We start from the raw sequence: 22536 nt of genomic DNA, 5'->3' as shown, positions 1-22536 counted from the left end.
TATCCTCCCCTCAAATTAGCGTTTCGTTTTCTTATCGTCAGCAGCATGTCCACGATAAGTTCTTGTAGGTGCAAATTCACCTAATTTGTGTCCTACCATGTCTTCTTGGATGTAAACTGGTACATGTTTACGTCCATCATAAACTGCGATGGTATATCCAACAAAACTTGGGAAAACTGTTGAACGGCGTGACCAAGTTTTGATAACTTTTTTCTTTTCAACCCCTGCTTGAGCTTCAACTTTTTTCATTAAATGCTCATCGACAAAAGGTCCTTTCTTTAAACTACGACCCATGGTGAACCTCCTCTCAAAATGTGCGACACATGGTCAAAGTAATTATTTATTTTTGCGACGACGAACAATAAGTTTGTCTGATTTAGCTTTTTTGTTACGAGTTTTGTAACCAAGAGCTGGTTGACCCCAAGGAGAAACTGGTGCTTTACGTCCGATAGGAGCTTTACCTTCACCACCACCGTGTGGGTGATCATTAGGGTTCATTACGCTACCACGTACAGTTGGGCGTTTACGCATCCAACGAGAGCGTCCAGCTTTACCGATGTTGATTAATTCGTGTTGTTCGTTACCTACAGAACCGATTGTAGCACGGCATGCAGCTAAGATCATACGAACTTCACCAGAGTTCAAGCGGATCAATACGTATTTGCCTTCTTTACCAAGTACTTGAGCACTTGTACCAGCAGAACGGATCAATTGTCCACCTTTACCAGGTTTCATTTCAATGTTGTGGATAACAGTACCAACTGGAATGTTTTCTAATGGAAGAGCATTTCCGACTTTGATATCTGCTTCTGGACCTGAAACAAGTTTCATACCCACTTCTAGTCCTTTAGGTGCTAAGATGTAAGCTTTCACTCCATCTTCATAGTGTACTAACGCGATGTTAGCTGAACGGTTTGGATCATATTCGATCGTTTGAACAGTTGCAACAACGTTATCTTTGTTACGTTTGAAGTCGATCACGCGATATTGGCGTTTGTGTCCGCCACCTTGATGACGTACAGTGATGCGGCCGTTGTTGTTACGTCCAGCATGGTTTTTCAATGGTTGTAACAATGATTTTTCAGGTGTTGATGTTGTGATTTCAGCAAAATCAGAACCTGTCATGTTACGACGACCATTTGAGGTAGGTTTGTACTTTTTAATCGCCACGTTTTTCCCTCCTAATTTAATGAGTTATCTATTAGTGCTTATTCAGCAGCTTCGAATAATTGGATTTCTTTTGAATCTTCAGTCAATGTAACGATCGCTTTGCGACGTTTTTTTGTATATCCTGCATATTTGCCCATACGTTTGAATTTCGCACGTACGTTCACGATGTTCACGTTTTTGACTTTAACGTCAAAAGCAGCTTCTACCGCTTGTTTTACTAAAGTTTTGTTTGCGCGAGTGTCCACTTCAAAAGTGTATTTCTTGTCATCCATGGCAAGCATTGATTTTTCAGTGATCACTGGGCGTTTGATTACGTCTAGTAAGTTCATTATGCAAGCACCTCCTCAATTTGAGTAAGAGCAGTTTGTGTTGCTAACACTTTTGTATTTGATACAACGTCTAGCACACTCACATTATCAGAAGTTACTACAGAAACGTTTGGTAAGTTACGTGCTGATAAAGCAGCAAAGTCGTTACCTTTTTCTAGAACAACCAATACTTTAGAGTCGATAGATAAGTTAGCAAGAACTTGTTTGAATTCTTTTGTTTTTGGTGCGTCGAAGTTCAAGCCTTCGATTGCTACCAAGTTGTTTTCAGCAACTTTTTCTGACAATACAGATTTCATTGCTAAACGACGAACTTTTTTAGGAAGTTTGTAGCTGTAAGAACGTGGTGTTGGTCCAAAGACTACGCCACCTCCACGCCATTGTGGTGAGCGGATAGATCCTTGACGTGCACGACCTGTTCCTTTTTGACGCCATGGTTTACGTCCGCCGCCGCGAACAGCGCTACGGTTTTTAACCGCGTGTGTTCCTTGTCTTAATGACGCACGTTGCATTACGATTGCATCGTAAACAACACTTTCATTAGGTTCAATTCCGAAGATTTCTTCGTTAAGTGTGATTTCACCGTTTTGGCTTCCATCTTGTTTGAATAATGCTACATTCGGCATTCCTTAGTTCCTCCTTTCTTCCTACAATTATTTAGCTTTCACAGCTGATTTGATAGTAATTAAAGATTTTTTAGCTCCAGGAACATTACCTTTGATCAAGATAACATTTCTTTCTGCATCGACACGTACAACTTCCAAGTTTTGGATAGTTACGCGGTTGCCACCCATACGGCCAGCAAGACGTTTGTTTTTAAATACACGGTTAGGTGCAACTGGACCCATTGACCCAGGACGACGATGGTAACGAGAACCGTGAGCCATTGGTCCGCGGCTTTGTCCGTGGCGTTTGATAACCCCTTGGAATCCTTTACCTTTCGTAGTACCTGTTACATCAATAATGTCTCCTGCTTGGAAAACATCTACTGTAATTTCTTTTCCTACTTCATATTCTCCTAGCTCAACATTTTTGAATTCACGAATGAAGCGCTTAGGAGCCGTGTTTGCTTTTGCAACATGACCTTTCGCAGGTTTGTTTGATAAAACTTCACGCATATCTTGGTAACCAACTTGAATAGCTTCGTAGCCATCCGTTTCCATTGTTTTCACTTGTAGTACTACGTTTGGAGTAGCTTCTACAACAGTTACTGGAATTAATTCACCAGATTCAGTGAAGATTTGTGTCATTCCCACTTTTTTCCCTAAGATTCCTTTGGTCATGAGTACACCTCCATTATTTTTGTTTTAGTTTTATAATTTGATTTCGATGTTTACACCAGATGGTAAGTCTAGCTTCATCAAAGCATCAACAGTTTTTGGTGTTGGGTTCACAATGTCGATAAGACGTTTGTGTGTACGCATTTCGAATTGTTCGCGTGAATCTTTGTATTTATGAGTCGCACGGATGATTGTGTAAAGACTGCGTTCAGTTGGTAATGGAATTGGACCAGACACGCTAGCTCCAGTTCTTTTTGCAGTTTCCACGATTTTATCCGCTGATTGATCTAAAATACGGTGTTCATACGCTTTTAAACGGATACGAATTTTTTGTTTTGCCATCTTGTTCCCTCCTTCGCCTATTTTGAAAAGTAGACATAGCTCCACGAAAATTTCCGTCACGCTCGTTCGTGGCAAAGCGTCCGGGCGTGTCGCAACCTCTCGTTTCTTAGCCGACGAAATCATTCTGATTACGTCTGTGCAATTCACTAAAGTAAACGCACCTTTGTCATTATAATATATATAAACTCACAAAGCAAGGCTTTTTCTTGTAAAAAACATTTTGTTTTCATAAAGTTTCATTTAGAAAATACTGACTCTTTTATTTCGTGTTTCTTCTATTTATAATACTCCTGTCTTTTTTCCTGATCCTGCAATAAACAAAAAAGCTCGGAACAAAGATCCTAAGACCTTCGTTCCGAGCGATTACGTCCGAATAAATGTTGCTTTACTTTAAAACTTAAGTGAATTAAGCTTTGATTTCTGTAACGACACCGGCACCAACTGTACGTCCGCCTTCACGGATTGAGAATTTAGTACCGTTTTCGATAGCGATTGGGTGGATTAATTCAACTTCCATTGTTACGTTGTCGCCAGGCATAACCATTTCAGTTCCTTCTGGTAATTCAACAACACCTGTTACGTCAGTTGTACGGAAGTAGAATTGTGGACGGTAGTTAGTGAAGAATGGAGTATGACGTCCACCTTCTTCTTTTGTCAACACGTATACTTCTGCAGAGAATTTTGTATGAGGTGTGATTGTACCTGGTTTAGCTAAAACTTGTCCACGTTGGATGTCTTCACGTGCAACACCACGTAGTAAAGCACCAATGTTGTCTCCAGCTTCAGCGTAGTCTAACAATTTACGGAACATTTCAACACCAGTAACTGTTGTTTTTGAAGTTTCTTCAGCAATACCAACAACTTCAACTTCGTCACCAACGCGAACTTGTCCACGTTCAACACGACCTGTAGCAACAGTACCACGTCCAGTAATTGAGAACACGTCTTCAACTGGCATCATGAATGGTTTGTCGTTGTCACGTTCTGGAGTTGGGATGTATTCGTCAACTGCAGCCATTAATTCAAGAATTTTTTCTTCGTATGAAGCGTCGCCTTCTAGAGCTTTCAAAGCTGATCCAGCAACTACAGGAACATCGTCACCAGGGAATTCGTATTCTGTTAATAGGTCACGAACTTCCATTTCAACTAATTCTAGTAATTCTTCGTCATCAACCATGTCTACTTTGTTCAAGAATACAACGATGTAAGGAACACCAACTTGACGAGACAATAGGATGTGTTCACGAGTTTGAGGCATTGGGCCGTCAGCAGCAGAAACTACCAAGATAGCTCCGTCCATTTGAGCAGCACCAGTGATCATGTTTTTAACGTAATCCGCGTGTCCTGGGCAGTCAACGTGAGCGTAGTGGCGTGTATCTGTTTCATACTCAACGTGAGCTGTTGAGATTGTGATTCCGCGTTCGCGTTCTTCTGGAGCACCATCGATTTGATCGTAAGCCATAGCTTGGCCGCCGTTTTTCTTAGATAGTACAGTTGTGATTGCAGCTGTTAATGTAGTTTTACCATGGTCAACGTGTCCGATAGTACCAATGTTAACGTGTGGTTTAGAACGGTCAAATTTTTCTTTTGCCATTTTAAAATGTCCTCCTAAAAATACAATATATTTTTTATTTGTCTGATAGGTATATGATGTACACAAGGTACACCACATGCCCATATCATCGATAATTATTTTACACGAAACTATATTAAAAATATAGTCTCTTTGGATAATCTCTTTGCAGGACTATCCGGTTTTAAGAAATTATTCAGCTTTTCCGCCGTTTTTCTTAATGATTTCTTCTTGTACTGATTTTGGTACATCTTCGTAGTGGTCAAATGTCATTGTAAATGTACCACGACCTTGAGTAGCAGAACGAAGAGTTGTAGCATAACCAAACATTTCAGCAAGTGGAACCATCGCACGAACAACTTGTTGGCCGCCAGCGCGAGCTTCCATACCTTCAACACGTCCACGACGAGCAGTTACGTGACCCATAACATCACCTAAATAATCTTCAGGGATAACAACTTCTACAGCCATGATTGGTTCAAGGATTACTGGATTAGCTTTCTTAGCTGCTGCACGTAATGCCATAGAAGCAGCAACACGGAAGGCAGTTTCATTTGAATCGACATCATGGTATGAACCATCGTAAAGTTTAGCTTTGATATCTACTAATGGATAGCCAGCTAAGACACCATTTTCCATAGCATCTTTCAAACCAGTTTCAACAGCTGGAATGTATTCACGAGGAACAACCCCACCGACGATCGCATTTTCAAATTCGAAACCAGCACCTTCTTCATTTGGTGTAAATTCAATCCATACGTGACCGTATTGACCTTTACCACCAGACTGACGTACAAACTTACCTTCGGCTTGAGTGCCAGCACGGAAAGTTTCACGGTAAGATACTTGAGGCGCACCTACGTTAGCTTCAACTTTGAATTCACGACGCATACGGTCAACGATGATATCTAAGTGAAGTTCACCCATACCAGCGATGATTGTTTCGCCTGTTTCCACGTTTGTTTCAGCACGGAAAGTAGGATCTTCTTCAGATAGTTTTTGTAAAGCCACACCCATTTTATCTTGGTCAGCTTTTGATTTAGGTTCAATAGCGACTTGGATAACTGGTTCTGGGAATTCCATGGATTCAAGAATAACTAGACTCTTTTCATCACATAGTGTGTCCCCAGTAGTTGTGTCTTTCAAACCAACAGCAGCAGCGATATCTCCAGCGTAAACTTCAGAGATTTCTGAACGAGAGTTGGCATGCATCTGTAGGATACGACCAACACGTTCACGTTTGCCTTTTGTTGCGTTTTGTACGTATGAACCTGATTGTAAAACACCAGAGTACACACGGAAGAAAGTTAAACGACCTACGAATGGGTCAGTCATAACTTTAAATGCTAAAGCTGAGAAAGGAGCGCTGTCGTCTGCAGGACGTTCTACTTCTTCATCAGTTTTAGGGTCAATCCCTTTGATAGCTGGGATATCTAACGGTGATGGCAAGTAATCAAGAACAGCGTCCAATAGTAATTGAACCCCTTTGTTCTTAAATGCTGAACCACATAGTACTGGGTAGAATTCTACGTTAACTGTTGCGCGGCGGATACCTTCTTTTAACTCAGCTTCAGTGATTTCTTCACCTTCTAAGTATTTCAAAGTAAGTTCTTCATCAGTTTCAGCTACAGCTTCAACCAATTTTTCGCGCCATTCTTCAGCTAATTCGCGGTATTCTTCAGGAATTTCTGTTTCTTCGATCTCTGTTCCAAGATCGTTTGTATACATTTCAGCCTTCATTGTTACAAGGTCGATAATTCCTGTGAAGTCGTCTTCCGCACCAATTGGTAATTGGATTGGGTGAGCGTTTGCTTGCAAACGGTCATGTAAAGTTGATACTGAATATAAGAAGTCAGCACCGATCTTGTCCATTTTGTTTGCAAATACGATACGAGGTACACCATAAGTTGTTGCTTGACGCCAAACTGTTTCAGTTTGAGGTTCAACACCTGATTGTGCATCAAGAACAGTTACAGCACCATCAAGTACACGCAATGAACGTTCAACTTCAACTGTGAAGTCTACGTGTCCTGGTGTGTCGATGATGTTGATTCGGTGACCCTTCCATTGTGCTGTAGTAGCAGCAGAAGTGATCGTAATACCACGTTCTTGTTCTTGTTCCATCCAGTCCATTTGTGAAGCTCCTTCATGAGTTTCACCAATTTTATGGATTTTACCAGTATAGTACAAGATACGTTCAGTAGCAGTCGTTTTACCAGCATCGATGTGGGCCATGATACCGATATTACGAGTGTTTTGTAAAGAAAATTCTCTGGTCATTCTCCTTGTTTCTCCTCTCTTTACTATCTAGTTGCTAAAAATAAGGACACTATCTGAGGTCGACTTATAAAAGCCGACCAAACAGAGAGAATCTTACCAGCGATAGTGAGCAAACGCACGGTTGGCATCAGCCATTTTATGAGTGTCTTCACGTTTTTTAACAGAAGCACCTGTGTTGTTTGCAGCATCCATGATTTCTTTTGCTAAGCGTTCTTCCATTGTGTGTTCACCGCGCAAGCGAGCGTAGTTTACTACCCAACGAAGACCTAGAGTAACGCGGCGTTCAGGGCGAACTTCAACTGGTACTTGGTAGTTTGAACCCCCAACACGACGTGCTTTAACTTCAAGAACAGGTTGAACGTTTTTCATTGCTTGTTCAAACACTTCTAATGGATCGTTACCTGTAGATTCTTTGATCAAGTCAAAGGCATTATAGATAATGTTAGCTGCAATCCCGCGTTTTCCGTCAACCATTACACGGTTGATCAAGCGAGTTACTAATTTTGAGTTATAAATAGGATCTGGTAAAACATCACGTTTTGCAACAGGACCTTTACGTGGCATCCGTAACTCCTCCTTCCGAAATATTGTTCATAGTAATTACTTCTATATAGTAGAAGCAAGTTTCATTTGTTTAATAATTAAAATTAAGCTTTAGGTTTTTTAGTTCCGTATTTAGAACGGCTTTGTTTACGGTCGTTAACACCAGCAGTATCTAAAGCACCGCGAACGATATGGTAACGTACCCCTGGTAAGTCTTTTACACGACCACCGCGTAATAATACAACACTGTGTTCTTGTAAGTTATGACCAATCCCTGGGATATAAGCAGTAACTTCAATTAAGTTTGACAAACGAACACGTGCATATTTACGTAAAGCTGAGTTCGGTTTTTTAGGTGTCATTGTACCCACACGAGTTGCTACCCCACGTTTTTGAGGTGAGTTTACGTTAGTTTGAGTTTTCTTAAAGCTGTTATATCCTTTGTTCAAAGCAGGTGAATTAGATTTTTCCACCTTTGATTTACGAGGTTTACGTACTAATTGGTTAATTGTAGGCATTCCTTGTTTCCTCCTTCCCACGATTTGCGTCTAGTTCCACACATCCAGGTGGTTCTTTTTTTGTGATAAAAAATAAATGCAATGTCTGCATCCTTATCAAATATGCTTTGATAAACAGTCAGCACGTTTCTTCACAGAAACCTGTAGATAAAGCACCTTTGTTAGAATATCACGAATGAAAAAACATGTCAACAAGAGATGCAATTTTTTTTGAAAAAGCTTTATTGGAATAAAAAAGAATGGTATCTTTTTACCGTAAATCACGCTAAAATAGTGAGGAAAGCACGATGCTCAAACTAAAAAAAGGTGGACGCAAAGATGAATTTAAAACAATTAGCTGGCATTGAAGCCGCGAAATTCGTAAAGGACGGGATGATCGTAGGTCTCGGGACCGGTTCAACCGCCTATTATATGGTAGAAGAGATTGGTCGCCGTATGCGTGAAGAAGGTTTACGTATCACAGGAGTTACTACTTCAAATGCGACAAAAGAACAAGCGGAAAAATTAGGAATACCGTTAAAGAGTATTGATGAAGTCCCCGTAGTCGATTTGACAATAGACGGTGCTGATGAAATCAGTGCTGATTTTCAAGGGATCAAAGGCGGCGGCGCTGCTTTGCTTTTCGAGAAAATAGTCGCTACGTACTCAAAAGAAACGATTTGGATCGTTGATTCTTCTAAATTAGTCGATAAACTTGGGAAGTTCCCACTCCCAGTTGAAGTGATCCCTTATGGCTCCCAACAGCTACTTCATATTTTTGAAGAAAAAGGATTCCAACCCGTCTTGCGTACAGACGAAAACGGAGAAGTCTTAACCACAGATGGTGGTCATTACATCATTGATCTGCATCTAGAAGTCATCGAACAGCCAGAAAGCTTAGCTACCTATTTAGATGAACTTGTTGGGGTAGTAGAACATGGGCTTTTCCTAAACATGGTTTCTAAAGTAGTTGTCGGCTCAGAAAAAGGCGTTGAGATTCTTGACGCAATCCGTCGTAAATAAAGAAAAACTGCTTGATCATCCAATAAAAAAAGACAGCGGAAAATTTGCGAAAAAACTATCTTTTTGACGTACTTTATGCTACATTTTTACTGTTATATCCAGTTAGAAAATCACTGCTAGAAAGGAATCACCATGAAAATTATTGGTTATGCACGCACAACCATAAATGACGTTGATTTAACAACTCAGGTTGATCAATTATCTGACTTTGGTTGTCAAGAAATTTTCCATGAGACATATGAAGTGGAACAAAATGATTCTACTGCTGTTCATTTGGAGTCAGTGATCGCTGACATGCAACAAGGCGATGCACTAGTCATTTGCCAACTTCATCGATTAGGCAAATCTACGCGGCAATTAACAGAACTCACGCAATTATTCAAAGATCGCGGGCTGCACTTGATTAGTCTTGATGAAGGAATCGATACGCGCGAAATGGGAAAAATCTATTTCCAATTAATGGAAAACCTAGCAAACATGGAGTGCGCATTGATCAAAGAACGTACATTAGTTGGATTAGATGAAGCTCGTAAAAAAGGAAAAATCGGCGGAAGACCAAAAATCGATGCAAAAACGATCAAAAAAATCCGACGTCTCTATTATGAAAAAAAAGAAACGATCCAATTTATTTCTTCAAAATGCGGTGTTTCAGTTGGAACATGTTATAAATATATCAATTTACCTGAAAAAGAAATCGAGCAATTATGCATCTAATACCTAAAAACGAACAGTTGCGTGGGCACTGTTCGTTTTTTTATATTCTCTACTTGTTTTCTCATAGAATCTTATCTAATTTTTCGATGGAAATCTCTTCCAAAAAATTGTACAATAAAACAGAACTGAAAATTTCAGAAATATAAACCTATCTTAAAAGGAGAGCTAAACATGCCAAAATTAGTTTTTTCTCGTCACGGTCTTAGTGAATGGAATGCATTGAACCAATTTACTGGTTGGGCTGATGTAAATCTAGCACCAGAAGGAATCGAAGAAGCAAAAGAAGGCGGACGCAAAATCAAAGAAGCTGGAATCGAATTTGATGTTGCTTACACTTCTGTTTTAACTCGTGCAATCAAAACATGTAACTTGATCTTAGAATATTCAGATCAACTTTGGGTACCACAAATCAAATCATGGCGCTTAAACGAACGTCACTATGGTAAATTACAAGGTTTGAACAAAAAAGAAACAGCTGAAAAATACGGCGACGAACAAGTGCACATCTGGCGTCGTTCTTACGATACTCTTCCTCCATTAATGGAAGAAACTGACGAAGGTTCTGCAGCAAATGACCGTCGTTACGCAATGTTAGACAAACGCGATATTCCTGGTGGAGAAAACTTGAAAGTGACATTAGAACGCGCTTTGCCATTCTGGCAAGATGAAATTGCTCCAGCATTACTAGACAACAAAACTGTTTTAGTAGCTGCACATGGTAACTCATTACGCGCCCTAGCTAAACATATCGAAGGTATCTCTGACGAAGACATCATGGATCTTGAAATTCCAACAGGTCAACCACTTGTTTATGAATTAAATGATGACTTAACAGTTGCTAAAAAATACTACCTATAAAAAACACTATAAAAAAGGGACTGTGACACGATTTGTCACAGTCCCTTTTTTCGTATAAACGGTTTTCTCCTGCCAACTTCTCGGTCACAAGTCACAATATTCATCAAACATGAAAAGCTGTTTTTTGAAATTGTTCCTTGTGACTCAGAGTTAAACGGCAGATTCACAACCTCTTGGTAAACGGTGTTCAAAAGCTTACATTTGCAATAATAAGTCCAGCCAAGTCAAAAACATGAGGAGCTATTTTTGCTTGGATGTTCTTATTACTTAATGCAGGGCAGCTTTTTCATTTCCTTCTTATTCTGCTATCGCTGTTTCCAATCCTACTTCGATCATTTCATTGAACGTAGATTGACGTTCTGCAGCTGTTGTTTCTTCACCGGTGATCAAATGGTCGCTAACGGTCATCAAACTTAATGTCTGCACATGGTATTTCGCGCCTAAGTAATAAAGAGCCGCTGCTTCCATTTCCACTCCTAAAACGCCAAGTTCAGCTAATTGGAACGTCTCTGTCAAATCATCTTTGTAGAAAGAATCTTCCGAAAGAACATTTCCTACATGAACCGTATAGCCCTTTTCTTTAGCTATCTCATATGCTTTCAGTAATAGATTGAAATCACTGATTGGAGGAAAATGAAAGGCTTGGAAATTTTTTTCGATCATCGAAGAACTGGTCGCTGCACCTTGTGCTAGTACTAAATCACGAACATGGACGTCTTTTGACAATGCACCGCATGTACCTACTCGAATCAATTTCTTTACACCATACGACTGGATCAATTCATGGGCATAGATGGTGGCTGATGGCATTCCCATTCCTGTTCCTTGAACAGAAATACGTTCTCCTTTATATTTGCCGGTAAAGCCTAACATACCGCGTACCTGATTGTAACAAACTGGATCTTCCAAAAAAGTCTCCGCAATATATTTAGCTCGCAAAGGATCTCCCGGAAGTAAAATCTTATCGGCGATCTCGCCTTCTTTCGCTTCAATATGCACACTCATTTTATTGTTCCTCCTATTACAATAATGTCAATGTTTCTTTAACCAATGCTTTAAAAGATTGTTTGACTCTCTGAGTTGTTTCTACAACTTCTTCATGGCTCAGATTCGCTTGCATACCTGCTGCTAAGTTGGTAATACAAGAGATTCCTAACACTTTTAATCCGCTGTGAGCTGCTACGATGACTTCTGGAACAGTCGACATCCCTACTGCATCGGCTCCTATTGTCCGAGACATTCGGATCTCCGCAGGCGTTTCATAAGTTGGTCCAGAATAGCCCATATATACGCCTTCTTTAAGATCCAAACCTAGTTTTTCTGCTGCTGCTTTTGCTGTTGCTTGATAGTCAGGCGTATAAGCTTGACTCATATCTGGAAATCTAGGGCCCATTGCATCTTCATTCGGACCGATCAAAGGATTTTCACCAGTAAAATTGATATGATCGGTAATCAGCATCAAATCTCCTGGTACAAATGATTCGTTGACACCACCACATGCATTAGTCACAATGACTGAATGGGCCCCTAGTCCGGCCATCACACGTACTGGATAGGTCACTGTTTGCATGGAATGACCTTCATAGTAGTGGAATCTCCCTTGCATGGCTAACACTTTCTTGCCTGCCAGAGACCCATAAACTAGCTTTCCTGCATGCCCAACTACTGTCGAAACAGGAAAGAACGGGATCTCATCATAAGAAATCATTACAGCATCTTCGATTTCATCTGCTAATTCACCTAATCCTGAACCTAGAATCAAACCAAAATCAATTTCTTTTACTCCTTTATCAAGGATAAACTGGGTCGTTTCTTGTAACATCTCGCTTAACTTGGTCATTTGCTTTCTCCTATTTAAAAAGATTATTTTAATAATTTCAAGAAGCTTTCGCCATTTTCAGTCGAAGAAACACTAAAGTTCTCAGCAATCGTTGCTGAAATATCTGAATAATATCCTTGAGGCAATGCCCCTTGTTCTTTCATTTTTTTACTGTAAACCAATAACGGTACATATTCTCGCGTATGATCGGTACCAGTAAACGTCGGATCGTTTCCGTGATCGGCTGTAATCATTAGCAAGTCGTCTTCTTCCATCGCTTCAAGCAATTCTGGAATTCGTAAGTCAAATTCTTCAATCGCATGCGCATAGCCGACTACATCCCGACGATGACCGTATAATGCATCAAAATCTACTAAATTGGTAAAGCTGATTCCTGAAAAATCGTTTTTCATAACTTTCAGCAGCTGGTCAACGCCATCCATATTGCTTTTCGTGCGGACAGATTCAGTGATTCCTTGTCCGTTGAAAATATCGTTGATCTTTCCAACAGCAATCACGTCCTTTCCTGCTTCTTTCAAAGAATCAAGGACTGTGTGTCCGAATGGATTCAACGCATAATCATGGCGATTGCTTGTTCGTGTGAAGTCTCCTGGTTCACCCACGTACGGACGTGCAATGATTCGGCCAATCATATACGGATCATCTTTTGTTATATCACGAACGAATTGGCAAATCCGATATAATTCTTCTAAAGGAATGATTTCTTCATGTGCCGCGATCTGAAGGACAGGATCGGCAGAAGTATATACAATTAAATCGCCTGTTTTCATTTGGTGTTCACCGTAATCGTCAATAACAGCTGTTCCGCTATAAGGTTTGTTACATACGACTTTACGGCCAGAAAATTCTTCGATTTGTTTGATCAGATCATCAGGGAATCCATTAGGAAACACACGAAATGGAGTTTTGATATTCAATCCCATGATTTCCCAGTGGCCTGTCATCGTATCTTTCCCTACAGAAACTTCTTCTAATTTCGTCGCATAGCCTTGATGATCTTTCACTGATTCCACACCTTCAAGAGGACGGATCGTTCCTAAACCAAGCTGCTCTAAATGTGGAACGTTCAATCCTGCTTCTTTCGCAATGTGTCCTAATGTATCAGAACCAACATCACCGAACTTATCGGCATCTGGTGCTTCTCCAATTCCTACTGAATCCATGACGATCAGATGTACGCGTTTAAACATGATTATTCCTTCTTTCTTTTTATTTTTATTGCCTTTAAAACAAAAAGGGCGAGACGAAAAACACTTCCCGTAACCCACCCTTTTTATTCGCTAAAAGATTATTTTGATTTGATATAGTTCTTCCCGTTTGCTTTTGGACCAGAAGCTTTCCCTAAGAAAACAACCAGCACAATGATTGTCAGCAAATATGGAGCAATTTGCAGCAATACTGGCGGAATCGAAGAAATAACTGGTAATTGTGCGCCAATGATACTCAAGCTTTGAGCAAAACCAAAGAACAATGAGGCACCCATTGCCCCTAAAGGATTCCACTTACCAAAGATCATAGCAGCCATGGAGATGAACCCTTGTCCAACGATCGTACCAGCTGAAAAGTTACCGGAAATCGACTGAGCAAAAACAGCACCGCCCATACCGCCTAACAAGCCAGAAATCAGTACGCCTGAATAACGCATAGCATATACATTGATACCTAATGTGTCGGCAGCTTGAGGATTTTCACCAACTGAACGGAGGCGCAAGCCGAATTTCGTCTTGAAGATGATCACCCAAGCTAGGACAGCAATCAAAATAGCACAATAAGCAGGTAAGAATGTATTTTTAAAGAAAATTGGTCCAATGACCGGAATATCTGCTAATCCTGGGAAAGAAAAATACCCCAGATTCTGCGTGATGTTATCAGTTTGACCTTTACCATACCATGCTTTGATCAAGAAAACACCTAAAGCAGGTGCCATCAGATTAATTACTGTCCCGCTGATAATATGGTCAGCACGCAAACTGACTGTTGCTACTGCGTGAATCAGAGAAAATAGGATACCTACGACGCCACCCACTAAAATAGCGATCCATGGTGTCATAGAACCAAGTGATGGACTCATCGTCAAGTTGAAAACGATGGAACTAAAAGCACCCATGACCATGATTCCCTCTAGCCCTACGTTTACGATCCCGCTTCGTTCAGAAAAAGTTCCGCCTAGTGACGTTAGAATTAGCGGTGTTGAATAAACCAGTGTAGAAGTAAGGATCAAGGCAATTAATTCGATAGTCGACATTATAGTTCGCCCCCTTCATGGTTTTGATTCGTTGGTTTCGATTCTATTGTCGCAACGATCTCTTCTTGTTTTTTCCCTTGGAAGACTTTAGCCATGACGAAACGAATCAGGAAGTTGATCCCGACAAAGAAGATAATCAAAGCAATCGATACATTGACGATCTCAAACGGAACACCTGCTCCTGTCTGCATGCCAAGTCCACCGATCTTCAAAATACTGAACAAGATCGCTGATAAAAGAATACCGATTGCTGATCCAGAACCAAGCAAGGAAACAGCCATTCCGTCAAATCCAATAGATAGCGAAGTCGTTTGAACAAAGAAGTTTTGATACGTTCCTAATCCTTCAACCACACCACCAAGCCCTGCCAAAGCGCCAGAAATGACCATCGACAAAACGATCGTACGTTTACTACTCATTCCTGCATACTCAGAAGCAAAAGGATTCAATCCAACAGAACGGATTTCAAATCCTAAAGTCGTTTTCTTCATCAGCAGCCAAACGAAAATAAGCGCGATGATTGCTAAAAATAATCCTGAGTTTACGCGAGAGCCGCCAAAAGCTTGTGTTAACCATGGTAACCGCAGTGAGGCATTTTGACTGATCATATTGGAAGAGTCCAAACTTGAGCGATAGCTTTCAGGCATCACTTCATGTAAAGCAAATGTGCTTACGTATAATAAGATATAGTTCATCATGATTGTTACGATCACTTCACTTGTTCCAAAAAATGCTCGAAGTAAACCTGGAACAGCCGCTGCCATCGCACCAGCTAAGGCACCTAAGATCACGCATAACGGAAGCAAAACAACTTTTGGCAGATCTGGAAACGCAAGTGCCACCCAGACACTGACGATCCACCCGCAAAGTGCTTGTCCAGAAAGCCCAATATTGAAAAACCCAGCTGAGTTAGCTACAGAAAAACCTAATGCTGTAAAAATCAACGGCGTTGCTTGCCTTAACGTTTCACCTATCCCTCTTTGCGAACCAAGGGCTGCATCTAGCATAGAAGAATAACCTTGGATGGGCTGAAAACCAAAAGCAGCCATCAATATCGCGCCTAAGATCAATCCTAAAACAACTGAAAGTACAGGCACTAATAAATTACGGAATTTTTCGCTGCGATCATTCATGTGCGCCAGCCCCCTTTTCTAACTCTTTTCGTGCTTCTTCTAAGGTATAGCCCGCCATCAATAGACCTAATTCATTTTCAGATGTTTCTTTCGGATCAACGATACCGACAATTTCTCCTTCATGGATAACAGCAATACGATCCGAAACATTTAAAATTTCTTCTAATTCGAAACTGATCAGTAACACTGCTTTGTATTTGTCCCTTTGTTCGATCAGACGTTTATGAATAAATTCGATCGCACCTACATCCAGTCCACGAGTTGGATTTGCAACAATCAACAGATCAGGATCTCGGTCGACTTCACGAGCGATAATTGCTTTTTGCTGATTTCCGCCTGATAAAGCTTTTGCGGGAACAAGTTCATTCGTTGTTCGAACATCATATTCTTCGATCAATTCTCTGGCATGTTCATTCATTACTGAATAATTCAGCATGCCGTTTTTACTGTAAGGTTTTTGATGATAGGTTTGTAGTGCGATATTTTCAGATAATGTCATATCTAGGACTAACCCGTATTTATGACGGTCTTCTGGCACGTGTCCTACACCATGTTCAGTGATTTTTCGGGGTTTTTTATTAGTGATGTCTTCCCCTTTTAGCTTGATATGTCCGCTTTCTGCCTTTCGCAAACCAGTCAAAGCTTGGATCAACTCCGACTGCCCGTTTCCATCGATTCCAGCGATACCAAGTACTTCGCCAGCACGAACCTCTAAGTTCAAGTTTTTCACGGCTTCTAATCCACGATTTTCTTTCACCACTAGATTTTCAATAGACAAAACGACTTCTTGAGGCTTCGCTTCTTTTTTCATCGTTTTGAATGAAACCGTTCTTCCAACCATCATATCGGCTAATTGTTGTGAGGTTACGTCTTTAACGTTGACTGTACCGATTCCTTTTCCACGGCGGATAACTGTACAGCGGTCAGCTACTGCTTTGATTTCATCTAACTTATGCGTAATCAAAATGATCGACTTGCCTTCTTTGACTAATTCCTTCATGATCACGATTAATTCATCAATTTCTTGAGGGGTCAATACAGCTGTCGGCTCATCAAAAATCAGTACATCTGCTCCTCGGTAAAGTGTTTTTAAAATTTCTACCCGTTGTTCCATTCCAACTGAAATATCACGAACGTAAGCATCTGGGTTGACTGACAATCCATACTGTTCAGAAACTTTTTGGATCTCTTTTCGTGCTTTTTTATGGTCAAGCATCCCTGCGCGACTAGGCTCGCTTCCCAACACGATGTTTTCTGTTACAGTAAAGGCATCAACAAGCATAAAGTGCTGATGGACCATCCCAATCCCTAATTGGTTGGCTTTGGTCGGACTTGTGATCTTTACTTCTTTCCCACGCATCAAAATTTTCCCTGATGTCGGCTCTAATAATCCGGAAAGCACGTTCATCAATGTAGATTTGCCAGCACCGTTTTCTCCAAGCAACGCATGAATTTCTCCTGCCTTTACTTGTAAATTGATGTTGTCATTTGCCTTGAATGTTCCAAATTCTTTGGTAATATTCTGCATTTCTATGACAATATTTTCTTGAACCACCTTTTTTTCACATCCTAACGATTTCTATCTAGGGCAACGATTGACTAAGATTCACGCTTAGTGAGCGTTCTTCTTTTGAAACAAACATTACTTCAGGGAGTTGTTCCCTTATCCAAACTGTCACAAGGCAGCTTGGATAAATGAACAATTCTTGTTCTAATCAAACCATAGCCTTGTCAAACATGTGTCTAACAAGGCTATAGAAATGGTTTTAGTTTTCTTCAGGAGTTTCTGGAACTTTTACGTCACCTGAAATGATTTTTTCTTTTGCTTCATCAACTGCTTTTTTCGCTTCGTCAGAAAGTTGTCCTTCTGTTAGACCAACACCGTCTTCTTTCAATCCATAAACAGTGTGTTCGCCGCCAGGGAATTTACCGTCCGCTGATTTTTGTGCCAAATCTTCTACTACTGTTCCAACTGCTTTCAGTGTAGATGTCAATGTGAAGTTTTTCTTTTCGCCGTTTAATGTGTATTCGCCTTCGTCTGATTGGTCGCGGTCAACACCGATAACCCAAACTTTTTTGTCGCCTGATTCGTTCAATGATTTTGCTTCTTGGAATACACCGTTACCTGTACCGCCTGAAGCATGGAAGATGATATCTGCGTTTTGTGCATACATACCTTGAGCAATTGAACGTCCTTTATCTGGAGCAGAGAAGTCACCAGCATATTGATTCAATACTTTGATTTCTTTTCCTAATTCTTTCGCACCTGCATCAACACCGGCTTTGAATCCAGCATCAAAACGATCGATTACTTCACCTTTTACACCGCCGATAAAGCCGACTACGTTTGTTTCAGTCGTATAAGCTGCTGCAACACCTGCAAGATAAGAAGCTTCGTTGTCTTTGAAAGTTGCAGATACAACGTTATCTAATCCATCGATGACATCATCGATAATAACAAAGTTCGTACCTGTATTGTTTGTTGCTTGTTCTTGGATCGCTGGTTTTAGTTTATAACCAATACCAAAAATCGTTTTGAATCCAGCATTCAATGCTTGGTCAATATTTGGGATGTAATCTGATTCATTTGAAGATTGGAAATATTGGAAGCCATCATTTCCTCGTGAAAGTCCTTGATCTTTCCCCCATTTTTCTAGTCCTTCCCAAGCTGACTGGTTGAATGAACGGTCGTCTACACCACCTGTGTCTGTGATCAATGCTGCAGTTGTTGTGTCTGATGAGCTTTTGCCACCGGATGAATCAGTAGAGCCGTTGTTGCCGCATGCACCTAAAAATAACCCTGCTGCTAGTGCGACAGCACCTAAACCAAATAATTTTGCTTTTTTCATTTCTGTAAAGCCTCCTAAAATAATTGTTTTATTTTTCAACAGTCAGCTGACTGAATGAACATGAGTTATAGATCTTTTTCAGTAAATGCATAAGGCAGCAGTGCACGAACGGTCGTTGCCTTCGTCACACCATTGTCTCCTACTAGCGTAACCGGCATATCAGGGGAACAGAATTCTGCCATTACTTGTCGACATGCACCACAAGGAGAGATAGGATCGGGGGTGTGCCCCGCTACGACTAGATGCGTAAATGTTTTTTCTCCTTCAGATACTGCTTTGAAAAAAGCTGTGCGCTCGGCACAATTCGTTAATCCAAATGATGCATTCTCAATGTTGATGCCTTGATAAATCTTGCCTGATTCCGTTACGAGACAAGCGCCTACCGGAAAATGGGAATAAGGAACATAGGCTTTATCTAACGCTTCAATAGCTGTGTTGATCCATTCTTGTTTGAGTTCTGCCATGAGCTTCTCCTTTGAAAAAATTAATAGCCTTCACCAGTTGAACCAGATACGATTGCTACTCCTGCGCTTGTTCCGATTCTTGTAGCACCAGCTTCGATCATTGCCATTGCTTCTTCTTCGTTATGGATACCGCCGGAAGCTTTGACACCCATTTCTGGTCCTACAGTTTCACGCATCAAACGGACATCCTCTACCTTTGCTCCGCCTGTTGAGAAACCAGTTGATGTTTTGACAAAATCAGCGCCTGCAGCTTTTGCTATTTCGCAAGCTCGGATGATTTCTTCTCTATCTAATAACGATGTTTCAATAATAACTTTGACAAGCGCACGATCTTTTGCTGCTTCAACAACTGCTTCGATATCTTTTTGGACTTGTTGATCATCCTTTGATTTCAAAGCACCGATATTGATGACCATATCGACTTCATCTGCACCGTTATTGATGGCATCTGTTGTTTCAAATGCTTTTGTCTCGGGTGTGTTTGCTCCTAGAGGAAACCCGATTACTGTACATACGGCTACTGGCTCACCTTGTAATTGTTCTTTCGCTAGCGCAACCCATGCTGGATTGATGCAGACAGAATAAAAATGGTATTTTTTTGCTTCTTCGATAATTTGCATCACAGCTTCTTTAGATGCGTCTGCTTTCAAAATAGTATGGTCGATCATTCGGTTTAGTTCCATTTCTTTTCCCCTTTTCTTTAAAACGGTAAAGTCCGCTTTTTTCCTTTATTCTGTGATGATGTCATGAATCAACGTTGGCTTCATTGCCGATTCACCAATTTCAATATTTTTATATAATAATTCAATGACAGAAGTGATTTCTTCGTCGTTACTATAGATCGTCAATAGTGACTCACCTTTTGTCACAGTGTCACCAATTTTTTTATGCAGTTTCAATCCAACAGCGTGATCAATATCTTCTTCTTTGGTTTTACGCCCAGCACCTAGCATCATTGCAGCAATTCCTAATTCATTTGCCACGATTTTTGACACAACTCCGCTTTGTTTAGCAGGAAGCTCCATTGTGTAGCGTGCAGTCAAAATTCGTTCTGGATGTTCCACGATCGCTGGGTCTCCCCCTTGATTTTGGATCATTTCTTTGAATTTTGCTAACGCTTTACCTGATTCCAGAGCTTCTTGAAGCAACGTTCTTGCTTCATCGGTTGTCTTAGCTTTGCCAGCAAGAACAACCATTTGGCTTCCTAAGGCGTAGCACATTTCTACTAGATCTTCTGGACCATTTCCTTGTAATGTTTCGATTGCCTCGACAACTTCTAGACTATTTCCGATAGCTTCGCCAAGAGGTTCTGACATATCTGAGATAACCGCCACTGTTTCTCGGTTAGCCAGTTTCCCAATGCTCGTCATGGTCTTTGCCAGACGTCTTGCATCTTCGATGTTCTTCATGAAAGCACCGTCTCCAGTGGTCACATCCAAAACGATTGCATCTGCTCCTGCCGCGATTTTTTTACTCATAATCGAACTGGCAATCAGCGGAAGAGAATCAACGGTCGCTGTGACGTCACGCAAGGCATACAATTTTTTGTCCGCCGGTGCCAAGTTTCCTGATTGACCAATTACCGCTACTTTACTTTCATTAACAATGCGTACAAATTCTTCATCCGAAAGCTCGATCTGAAATCCGGGAATTGCTTCTAGCTTGTCTAGTGTACCACCTGTGTAACCTAGACCGCGTCCAGACATTTTAGCCACTGTCACTCCGACACTAGCTACTAGGGGGGCTAAAATCAATGTGGTCGTGTCACCAACGCCACCTGTCGAATGCTTATCTACCTTTATTCCTTCAAGAGAACTCAAATCGATGACATCACCAGAATTAGCAATCGCCAATGTTAAGTTCGTGATTTCTTCATTTGTCATGTCTTGATAAAAAATTGCCATCAATAATGCACTGACTTGATAATCTGGAATCTTTCCATTCGTATAGTTCGTGACGATGTACTCGATTTCCTCTTTCGACAGCTCGTTTCCATCCCTCTTTTTTTCAATCAGATCCACCATTCGCATTGCCTGATCCTCCTTGTCTTCATTCGGTATTATACATTATTTTTAGGAAAGGTAAACCACTTTAGTAAACTGGTTTACTAAAAATAAAAAAAGCACTAACTAGCCTTTGTAAATGCTTACATAAGCAATATACCGCCGAGTTAGCCCTTTGTCAATACTTTTACGCTCTCACGAATAATTAATTTTGTTTCGAACACTTTGTTCGGAACTTTTCTTTGAGGAAATTCGATCGTATCGATCAGGAAACGTGCAGCATAAAATCCAATATCAAAACTTGGCTGCTGCACTGTCGTCAATTGCGGAATCATGTATTCTGACAGCTTTAATCCATCGAATCCTATGACTGAGATATCTTCTGGGATTTTTTTGCCCAATTCATCGATCGCCTGATAGCATCCGATCGCCATGGCATCATTCCCGCAAAAAATAACCGTGATATCTTTATGTTTGAGTAATTTTTTTGATGCAGTATATCCACCTTGGACAGTCAACTCTCCATGTTCAACAAATTTCCCATTAAAAGGCAGGCCATGATCTTTCAGCGCATGACGATATCCGTTGAAACGTTCTTCTAATTGATAGTATCCAGTGGTTTCCTTCAGCATGCCGATCTTCGTATGGCCATTTTCAATAAACAGCGAAACAGCTTGATAGGCGCCCTCATATTCCTTTACGATAAGCCGTCCGTTATCCCGACGATTCAATCCGCGATCGATTAAAATGATTGGCATTTTTTGATAAAAACCGCTGTCTAATGCATATTTCTCAGGTAAAATATTTGGTGTGGCCAGCAAGATTCCGTCCACTGAGCGGTGGGAAAGCTCTTGTAAATACTTGATCTCATTTTCTTGGCTATGACGAGAATTGCATAACATGATCACATAGCCCAAAGGATTCAAATAGCTCTCTACACCTTCGATCAGTTTGGAGAAGAAGAAATCAGTGACATCAGGGACGATCATTCCGATGGTCTTTGAATGTCGATTGATCACATTTGAAGCGAAATAATCGGGCTTATAATGATGTTCATTCACGATCGACAACACTTTTTTTCTTGTCTTATCACTAAATCTGCTTCCTTTGTTATTCAAAATCTGTGAGACAGTTGTTACTGATACGCCTGCCATTTCTGCGATATCTCTGATGGTCAGCTTCATCCTATTGGCTCCCTTCTATCTAAATTCCCTATCAGTGTACCAAAACCCCCAAGAAAAGAATAGAGAAAAAAGGAAAGTATGTTTTTTGATAAAAACCTCCTTTATCTACCGACTTGGCAGCCTTCTATACAAGTTCTGTATCTTATTTATTTTATCGTAAAAAACAACGACTCTGTTCCTACTATTTCTTTTTGAAGAAAAAATAGTTCTTT

Annotated in this window: 24 protein-coding genes; 3 read left to right on the top strand and 21 right to left on the bottom strand. The window is 40.6% G+C overall.

Going from position 1 to position 22536, the window contains the following annotated elements:
- Nucleotides 1–15: 15 nt before the first annotated feature.
- The 10 genes from rpsS to rpsL all read right to left on the bottom strand — a co-directional run bounded on the left by rpsS (nt 16) and on the right by rpsL (nt 8032).
- On the bottom strand, nt 16–294 hold the full coding sequence (gene rpsS, locus PYW34_RS00310) for a 30S ribosomal protein S19 (RefSeq protein WP_002288655.1): 279 nt from the start codon (nt 292–294) through the stop codon (nt 16–18).
- 42 nt (nt 295–336) lie between these two features.
- Nucleotides 337–1170, bottom strand: coding sequence for a 50S ribosomal protein L2 (gene rplB / locus PYW34_RS00305; RefSeq protein ID WP_002290451.1), 834 nt, complete (start codon nt 1168–1170; stop codon nt 337–339).
- A gap of 38 nt (nt 1171–1208) precedes the next feature.
- Complete coding sequence (gene rplW, locus PYW34_RS00300) at nt 1209–1499, bottom strand: 50S ribosomal protein L23 (RefSeq protein ID WP_002290449.1); 291 nt, start codon at nt 1497–1499, stop codon at nt 1209–1211.
- On the bottom strand, nt 1499–2122 hold the full coding sequence (gene rplD, locus PYW34_RS00295) for a 50S ribosomal protein L4 (protein WP_002290446.1): 624 nt from the start codon (nt 2120–2122) through the stop codon (nt 1499–1501). The genes rplW and rplD overlap by 1 nt, the downstream gene beginning before the upstream one ends.
- Nucleotides 2123–2149: 27 nt before the next feature.
- Nucleotides 2150–2779: a 50S ribosomal protein L3 gene (gene rplC, locus PYW34_RS00290; RefSeq protein ID WP_002290445.1), complete on the bottom strand. Its 630-nt coding sequence runs from the start codon at nt 2777–2779 to the stop codon at nt 2150–2152.
- A gap of 30 nt (nt 2780–2809) precedes the next feature.
- Nucleotides 2810–3118 (bottom strand): 30S ribosomal protein S10, encoded by a 309-nt coding sequence (gene rpsJ / locus PYW34_RS00285; RefSeq protein WP_002290443.1) that lies wholly within the window; start codon nt 3116–3118, stop codon nt 2810–2812.
- Between the two features lie 406 nt (nt 3119–3524).
- Complete coding sequence (gene tuf, locus PYW34_RS00280) at nt 3525–4712, bottom strand: elongation factor Tu (protein WP_002290442.1); 1188 nt, start codon at nt 4710–4712, stop codon at nt 3525–3527.
- A 171-nt stretch (nt 4713–4883) separates the two neighbouring features.
- Nucleotides 4884–6971 carry an elongation factor G gene (gene fusA / locus PYW34_RS00275; protein ID WP_002294317.1) on the bottom strand — a complete coding sequence of 696 codons (2088 nt, stop codon included), beginning with the start codon at nt 6969–6971 and terminating at the stop codon, nt 4884–4886.
- Between the two features lie 93 nt (nt 6972–7064).
- Nucleotides 7065–7535 carry a 30S ribosomal protein S7 gene (gene rpsG / locus PYW34_RS00270; RefSeq protein ID WP_002290440.1) on the bottom strand — a complete coding sequence of 157 codons (471 nt, stop codon included), beginning with the start codon at nt 7533–7535 and terminating at the stop codon, nt 7065–7067.
- 83 nt (nt 7536–7618) lie between these two features.
- Nucleotides 7619–8032: a 30S ribosomal protein S12 gene (gene rpsL, locus PYW34_RS00265; RefSeq protein ID WP_002294318.1), complete on the bottom strand. Its 414-nt coding sequence runs from the start codon at nt 8030–8032 to the stop codon at nt 7619–7621.
- Nucleotides 8033–8350: 318 nt separating this feature from the next.
- Here rpsL and rpiA point away from each other — a divergent pair, with 318 nt between their 5' ends.
- The 3 genes from rpiA to gpmA all read left to right on the top strand — a co-directional run bounded on the left by rpiA (nt 8351) and on the right by gpmA (nt 10606).
- Nucleotides 8351–9034 carry a ribose-5-phosphate isomerase RpiA gene (gene rpiA / locus PYW34_RS00260; protein WP_002294319.1) on the top strand — a complete coding sequence of 228 codons (684 nt, stop codon included), beginning with the start codon at nt 8351–8353 and terminating at the stop codon, nt 9032–9034.
- 132 nt (nt 9035–9166) lie between these two features.
- On the top strand, nt 9167–9748 hold the full coding sequence (locus PYW34_RS00255; RefSeq protein ID WP_002294320.1) for a recombinase family protein: 582 nt from the start codon (nt 9167–9169) through the stop codon (nt 9746–9748).
- Nucleotides 9749–9919: 171 nt separating this feature from the next.
- Nucleotides 9920–10606, top strand: coding sequence for a 2,3-diphosphoglycerate-dependent phosphoglycerate mutase (gene gpmA / locus PYW34_RS00250; protein WP_002294321.1), 687 nt, complete (start codon nt 9920–9922; stop codon nt 10604–10606).
- A gap of 297 nt (nt 10607–10903) precedes the next feature.
- Here gpmA and deoD read toward each other — a convergent pair whose 3' ends face one another.
- From deoD to PYW34_RS00195, 11 genes are all read right to left on the bottom strand, one after another.
- On the bottom strand, nt 10904–11611 hold the full coding sequence (gene deoD, locus PYW34_RS00245; RefSeq protein WP_002289197.1) for a purine-nucleoside phosphorylase: 708 nt from the start codon (nt 11609–11611) through the stop codon (nt 10904–10906).
- Between the two features lie 16 nt (nt 11612–11627).
- A complete protein-coding gene (locus PYW34_RS00240; protein ID WP_002289198.1) occupies nt 11628–12446 on the bottom strand; it encodes a purine-nucleoside phosphorylase in 819 nt (272 codons plus the stop codon).
- Between the two features lie 23 nt (nt 12447–12469).
- Nucleotides 12470–13636, bottom strand: a complete 1167-nt coding sequence (gene deoB / locus PYW34_RS00235) for a phosphopentomutase (RefSeq protein ID WP_002289199.1) — start codon at nt 13634–13636, stop codon at nt 12470–12472.
- Nucleotides 13637–13734: 98 nt separating this feature from the next.
- Entirely contained in the window at nt 13735–14691 is a 957-nt protein-coding gene (locus tag PYW34_RS00230; RefSeq protein WP_002289200.1) for an ABC transporter permease, read from the bottom strand.
- On the bottom strand, nt 14691–15824 hold the full coding sequence (locus PYW34_RS00225; protein ID WP_002289201.1) for an ABC transporter permease: 1134 nt from the start codon (nt 15822–15824) through the stop codon (nt 14691–14693). The genes PYW34_RS00230 and PYW34_RS00225 overlap by 1 nt, the downstream gene beginning before the upstream one ends.
- Entirely contained in the window at nt 15817–17379 is a 1563-nt protein-coding gene (locus tag PYW34_RS00220) for an ABC transporter ATP-binding protein (protein WP_002289202.1), read from the bottom strand. Before PYW34_RS00220 ends, PYW34_RS00225 begins: the two co-directional genes overlap by 8 nt.
- A gap of 211 nt (nt 17380–17590) precedes the next feature.
- Complete coding sequence (locus PYW34_RS00215) at nt 17591–18673, bottom strand: BMP family lipoprotein (protein ID WP_002289203.1); 1083 nt, start codon at nt 18671–18673, stop codon at nt 17591–17593.
- Nucleotides 18674–18738: 65 nt separating this feature from the next.
- Nucleotides 18739–19137, bottom strand: coding sequence for a cytidine deaminase (locus tag PYW34_RS00210; RefSeq protein ID WP_002289205.1), 399 nt, complete (start codon nt 19135–19137; stop codon nt 18739–18741).
- 20 nt (nt 19138–19157) lie between these two features.
- Nucleotides 19158–19820 (bottom strand): deoxyribose-phosphate aldolase, encoded by a 663-nt coding sequence (gene deoC / locus PYW34_RS00205; protein WP_002289206.1) that lies wholly within the window; start codon nt 19818–19820, stop codon nt 19158–19160.
- Nucleotides 19821–19865: 45 nt separating this feature from the next.
- On the bottom strand, nt 19866–21167 hold the full coding sequence (locus tag PYW34_RS00200; protein ID WP_002289207.1) for a pyrimidine-nucleoside phosphorylase: 1302 nt from the start codon (nt 21165–21167) through the stop codon (nt 19866–19868).
- A 140-nt stretch (nt 21168–21307) separates the two neighbouring features.
- Nucleotides 21308–22324, bottom strand: a complete 1017-nt coding sequence (locus tag PYW34_RS00195) for a LacI family DNA-binding transcriptional regulator (protein ID WP_002334437.1) — start codon at nt 22322–22324, stop codon at nt 21308–21310.
- Between the last annotated feature and the right edge of the window lie 212 nt (nt 22325–22536).

This window comes from Enterococcus faecium (assembly GCF_029023785.1).
Classification (GTDB): Bacteria; Bacillota; Bacilli; order Lactobacillales; family Enterococcaceae; genus Enterococcus_B; species Enterococcus_B faecium.
This window is presented reverse-complemented; position numbering and strand designations above follow the sequence as displayed.

Bases quoted from the DNA above. Each gene is read 5' to 3' on its own strand.
- rpsS (WP_002288655.1), bottom strand. From the start codon at position 294: ATGGGTCGTAGTTTAAAGAAAGGACCTTTTGTCGATGAGCATTTAATG.
- rplW (WP_002290449.1), bottom strand. From the start codon at position 1,499: ATGAACTTACTAGACGTAATCAAACGCCCAGTGATCACTGAAAAATCA.
- rplD (WP_002290446.1), bottom strand. From the start codon at position 2,122: ATGCCGAATGTAGCATTATTCAAACAAGATGGAAGCCAAAACGGTGAA.
- rplC (WP_002290445.1), bottom strand. From the start codon at position 2,779: ATGACCAAAGGAATCTTAGGGAAAAAAGTGGGAATGACACAAATCTTC.
- rpsJ (WP_002290443.1), bottom strand. From the start codon at position 3,118: ATGGCAAAACAAAAAATTCGTATCCGTTTAAAAGCGTATGAACACCGT.
- tuf (WP_002290442.1), bottom strand. From the start codon at position 4,712: ATGGCAAAAGAAAAATTTGACCGTTCTAAACCACACGTTAACATTGGT.
- fusA (WP_002294317.1), bottom strand. From the start codon at position 6,971: ATGACCAGAGAATTTTCTTTACAAAACACTCGTAATATCGGTATCATG.
- rpsG (WP_002290440.1), bottom strand. From the start codon at position 7,535: ATGCCACGTAAAGGTCCTGTTGCAAAACGTGATGTTTTACCAGATCCT.
- rpsL (WP_002294318.1), bottom strand. From the start codon at position 8,032: ATGCCTACAATTAACCAATTAGTACGTAAACCTCGTAAATCAAAGGTG.
- rpiA (WP_002294319.1), top strand. From the start codon at position 8,351: ATGAATTTAAAACAATTAGCTGGCATTGAAGCCGCGAAATTCGTAAAG.
- PYW34_RS00255 (WP_002294320.1), top strand. From the start codon at position 9,167: ATGAAAATTATTGGTTATGCACGCACAACCATAAATGACGTTGATTTA.
- gpmA (WP_002294321.1), top strand. From the start codon at position 9,920: ATGCCAAAATTAGTTTTTTCTCGTCACGGTCTTAGTGAATGGAATGCA.
- deoD (WP_002289197.1), bottom strand. From the start codon at position 11,611: ATGAGTGTGCATATTGAAGCGAAAGAAGGCGAGATCGCCGATAAGATT.
- PYW34_RS00240 (WP_002289198.1), bottom strand. From the start codon at position 12,446: ATGACCAAGTTAAGCGAGATGTTACAAGAAACGACCCAGTTTATCCTT.
- deoB (WP_002289199.1), bottom strand. From the start codon at position 13,636: ATGTTTAAACGCGTACATCTGATCGTCATGGATTCAGTAGGAATTGGA.
- PYW34_RS00230 (WP_002289200.1), bottom strand. From the start codon at position 14,691: ATGTCGACTATCGAATTAATTGCCTTGATCCTTACTTCTACACTGGTT.
- PYW34_RS00225 (WP_002289201.1), bottom strand. From the start codon at position 15,824: ATGAATGATCGCAGCGAAAAATTCCGTAATTTATTAGTGCCTGTACTT.
- PYW34_RS00215 (WP_002289203.1), bottom strand. From the start codon at position 18,673: ATGAAAAAAGCAAAATTATTTGGTTTAGGTGCTGTCGCACTAGCAGCA.
- PYW34_RS00210 (WP_002289205.1), bottom strand. From the start codon at position 19,137: ATGGCAGAACTCAAACAAGAATGGATCAACACAGCTATTGAAGCGTTA.
- deoC (WP_002289206.1), bottom strand. From the start codon at position 19,820: ATGGAACTAAACCGAATGATCGACCATACTATTTTGAAAGCAGACGCA.
- PYW34_RS00200 (WP_002289207.1), bottom strand. From the start codon at position 21,167: ATGCGAATGGTGGATCTGATTGAAAAAAAGAGGGATGGAAACGAGCTG.
- PYW34_RS00195 (WP_002334437.1), bottom strand. From the start codon at position 22,324: ATGAAGCTGACCATCAGAGATATCGCAGAAATGGCAGGCGTATCAGTA.